2 protein-coding genes and 1 pseudogene are annotated in these 3,719 nt (G+C 34.8%); all 3 read left to right on the top strand.

The window, feature by feature from the left end; translation table 11 throughout:
• The coding region (locus ACFINA_RS09355; protein ID WP_375607571.1) for an autotransporter outer membrane beta-barrel domain-containing protein at nucleotides 1-195 on the top strand (195 nt) is incomplete at its 5' end.
• Nucleotides 196-361: 166 nt separating this feature from the next.
• Nucleotides 362-511: a hypothetical protein gene (locus ACFINA_RS09350; protein WP_375607570.1), complete on the top strand. Its 150-nt coding sequence runs from the start codon at nucleotides 362-364 to the stop codon at nucleotides 509-511.
• A 953-nt stretch (nucleotides 512-1,464) separates the two neighbouring features.
• Nucleotides 1,465-3,719: pseudogene (locus tag ACFINA_RS09345) on the top strand (autotransporter outer membrane beta-barrel domain-containing protein); the annotation flags it as partial.

Genomic DNA, 3,719 nt, shown 5'->3' with positions numbered 1-3,719 from the left:
GATGATGGTACCATCCGGATTGGCAGAGATTTTGACCTTGATCCTATGGGACCTGCAATTGAAGGCGGCGTTGGCATTAATGCGCAACTGTCTCACAATTTCTCCCTTCATGGTGATGTAAGCTATCAACAAAAGCTTCAGAAAACTGGTATAAGTGGTGCAAATTTTTCAGGAGGAATACGCTATCAGTTTTGAGGCAAAACTTTATAACAACAGGTATATTGTTATTTCTGTACACTTCATCAAAAAAGGCAGCACAATACGCTGCCTTTTTTTATTCTTGACACCCTTTCATAAAAAGATCGTTCGAATAGCTTTTGTTTTTTATCCTCCCAAGATCATCTCCATCAAGATTTATTGATTGACAAAGCTAGGTATTGTTTTTGATGCATACCAGATTGAAGTAGCTGCTCGTACACAGGCAAAAAAGCGCTTTCGTTATAATCCTGAAAAGAAAGCTGTGGAAGGTCTTGCCAATTTGCTGGAATTGGGGAGTGTGAAATGCGTGTAGCAGTCTTTGCGCAAAAGAATGAAAATATGCACTAAAGCGGGTGGTTATGCTTAAGGGTGAGAATAAATTCAGTGATTTTGAGAAATCTGCCCCTTACGCTGTCTTAGATATTGAATGGCATTTATCTCTCATAAACAAAAATGTCGCAAAGCGCTTCATCTCCAAGTGAAAGTAAAACTTTCAGAAAAAACACCTTATATGTATTTATTGATAAATCATATATGTTTATTGATAAATCGCGCTTGCTTCATAAAATCCCCTCCCCCTTTTTCTCAAAGCAAAAAGAAAATGTAAAGTTTTACTGTCGTAAGTAGATAAAAAGCACAAGCTACTATTATTTTCCTCTTTACACAGAAAACATACTGCAAAATATTTCTTTACGCAGATAACTTAATTAAATACACCAAAAAAACAAAGACATCAACCACTTTATCAAAATACTCAAGAAGAAACTAAGATTTATAAAAGCATCAATCAGTGCTCTTTAGCATATTTATAAAACACATTACATCCAGTATAAAACACCTCAGATCTAAAATTAAATAAACTTTTTTAATTTTTGCTGACGGCTGTTCCCAACGATGCTGTCCCCCCTTTATTCTCCTTAATGCATCAAAATATATGACATTACTGTGATACCCTTAAAAAAGTACAAGCAAACAACGATCATTTGCTTATAATATTGTCCTTAAATATCATTTTTAATATTTTTAATTATATATTTAATACGTAATAAATAAAACTATAAATATAATATGACTTAAATGTAAATATATACATTAATTATTATGTTTTTTAATTTGACTATAAGTAAATTATAAAATAGTGATCAGGAAGAATGTTTTTTATAGACCATTATTTATTTTCTTATATTGTTTGTTCTTCTTATAACAAGTGGAGATATGGAAAACAGGAAAAATATTTGTAGCTTAATTTAAGTGAGGAGAACATAAATGTCTAAAAAGTCTCTTTTATCGTATACAGCAATTGCAGCAATTCTATTATTTGGGACCTACCACAAAACACAAGCGGAAGAACTTAAAGTTTCTGATGGAAAAAAAATGGAAGTCTCTAAAGAAAGCTACGATAATATTTGGGCAGAAACGGGTGGAAAAATCATCGGCAAGAATTTAAAGCTGGGGAGTACCTCTCCAACACCACCATCTGTTACAACCGTTGTCACCGTTAAAGGATCCGATAGTTTGATTGAATTATCGGACAATACCATCATTGGTGCTCCACTTGGAACTAAATCTTCCTATGAATACGGCGTTAATATATCGGATAACGCTACATTCAAAATGACAGGAGGTTCTATCAACGTTGATAAAACCGCTATTCAGCTAAATGCTGGTAACGGAAATATGGAAAATGTCACAATAACAAGTGAAAACAGCGAACCCTATAACGCAATAAGAGCTGAAAAAAAAAGTAAACTCACTTTGAAAAATATAACTGTTAAAAAAGCAAAAAACAGCATCTTTGCAGATAACCAAACTCAAATAACAGTTATCGGTGGATCTTTTGAGGCAAAAGAAACAGCAATCAATGCTCGAAACGGTAGTATCATTACTTTAAACAATAAGGCAAAAATCACATCACTTAACGGTGATGGGCTCAATGCCATTGATGAGCAATCAAAAATTTTTATGACAGGGGGAGCTGTTACTGGGAGCAATAGTGTATTATACACAAAAGCTGGTGGATATATTAATGTTAAAGATGTTGTACTCACAGCAGATGGTAAAGGAACAAGATTCGGTGCGTTTGCAAGAGGTCACAGCACTATTGAATTAAATGGTAACACAACAATTAAAAATGCTTCGATCGGTGTTAAAGCCGAAAGTGATGATGCGACAATCAAAATGACCGGAGGATCGATTGAGGTCACAGGAGACAAAGCAGTAGGTGCATCATTTCTTAACACCACCAGCAAAGAAAACACGCTGAAAGATGTGAAAATATCAAGCGGAAATGATGACTTTCTTATGGATAAAGGAATAAGTGCTGACAAAGGAAGTATTGTCACTTTAAATAATGTAACCGTCACGAAAGCAAAAAACAGCATCTTAGCAGATAACAAATCTCAAATAACAATTACCGGCGGATCTTTTGAGGCAAAAAGAGAAGCAATAATTGCTCAAAACGGCAGTAGCATTACTTTAAACAATGGTGCGAAAATCATTTCATCTGAGTATAATGCGCTGAATGCCATTGGTGAGCAATCAAAAATTTTCATGACAGGAGGAACTGTTACTGGGAGTAATAATTCATTATATGCAATTTTGGGTGGATATATTAATGTTAAAGATGTTGTACTCACAAAAAATGGCGAAGATTCAGCTACAGGCGCATTAGCTGAGGGCCCAAACAGCGTCATTGAATTAAACGGAAAAACAACAATTACGAATATTCCCACAGGTCTTAATGCACGGAACGGAGGAAAAATCACAAGCGAAGAATTAACGATAAAAGGACGTAAAATAATTATTGAAATCGATGAGGAAATCTTCAAACTGCCTGGCTCAGGTGCATTTGCTACTGAAAATAGCGTCATTGAATTAAACGGAAAAACAACGATTGGAAAAGTTGATTTTGGACTTGTCGCATCCAAGAATAGCACGATTAAGATGGTCAATGACGCTAAAAACAAAATAGATGCAACAATAGTTGCACTATCGGTAGAGAGCAATGGACATATTGATCTCGCAAATACTTCTGCAACAGCAGGGGTTGCTGGGGTGAATTTTGCAGATTTGACTAAAAATTTTTCAGATTTGGTTAACAATTTTCCAGATTTGACTAAAAATACGTTATTTGCAGATTTGTCTCAAAATAATTTAAAGGGCCTAAGTAGTCGTACTCCACAAGATTGGCAAAACGGTGAAGTTAATTTGACCAATACAAATCTGATCGTTGAAAATGGTATTGGAATATATACCGAGGAATCAATGGGGAAAATTAATCTCAAAAATTCAAAAATCCTTGCAGATACGTTATTCAAAAACATAAAGCAGAAGACAAAGCCTGTTGGAATGTTTACTTTAACCGCAGATCATTCTGTCTTACAAGGCGGTGTAAGAAATGACGAAAATGGGCAAACACGCTTTGATCTGAAAAACGATACAACATGGACGTTGAAAATCAGCAAAAATGAAAAAGATGATGATGGCAATCTGCTTGATATCGCTCAAAGATCTCGTTCTGA

This window comes from Bartonella sp. AC10YNML, from assembly GCF_042196825.1.
Classification (GTDB): domain Bacteria; phylum Pseudomonadota; class Alphaproteobacteria; order Rhizobiales; family Rhizobiaceae; genus Bartonella.
Note: the sequence above shows the minus strand (reverse complement) of the source record. Positions and strands in the feature narration are given on the sequence as shown.